Origin of the sequence: Kitasatospora sp. SC0581, assembly GCF_048159585.1 — a bacterium.
In the GTDB taxonomy this organism is placed as follows: domain Bacteria; phylum Actinomycetota; class Actinomycetes; order Streptomycetales; family Streptomycetaceae; genus Kitasatospora.
The window spans coordinates 1-425 of the sequence record NZ_JBLRWA010000154.1; the positions used below are offsets into that span (position 1 = coordinate 1).

Annotated in this window: 1 protein-coding gene; it reads right to left on the reverse strand. The window is 73.9% G+C overall.

Annotated features, from left to right (window positions below):
• A partial coding sequence (locus tag ACLWS4_RS37540; protein WP_416876509.1) for a hypothetical protein occupies window positions 1-374 on the reverse strand: 374 nt, incomplete at its 3' end.
• Window positions 375-425 lie beyond the last annotated feature (51 nt).

A 425-nucleotide genomic window follows, 5' to 3' on the forward strand; every position in this document is an offset into this window, starting at 1 on the left:
CGGCCCTTGGCGAGGTCGTCGGCCGCCCGCCCCTCGGCGGACGGGGCGTCCAGCCACAGCAGCTGCTCGTCGCCCTCGGGAAGGCCGAGTTCGTCGGCGAGCGCCTCGACCCGCTCCCGCAGCATCCTGACGGCCAGGCGCACACTGCCCGCACCGCCGCTCCAGAGTGTGATCGGCTGCCCGTACCGGTAGTAGGCGGTGACCGTGCACCAGAACGGCACCGGCGCCGTCCAGGGGCGCGCCCGGACGAAGACATCCTCGGCGGCCACCTGGTGGTGCTGCGGCGCGGCGGGCCGCGACCGGTTCGGCGCGGTCCTGCGCCGGCGGCCGGACGCGGGCCAGCCGAAGACCTGGGCAAGTTTGCTGAGTTTCACCGCGTGGCTCCCGTGTCGTCGGCGAGAACGCTCGCCCATACCTTCTTCGTC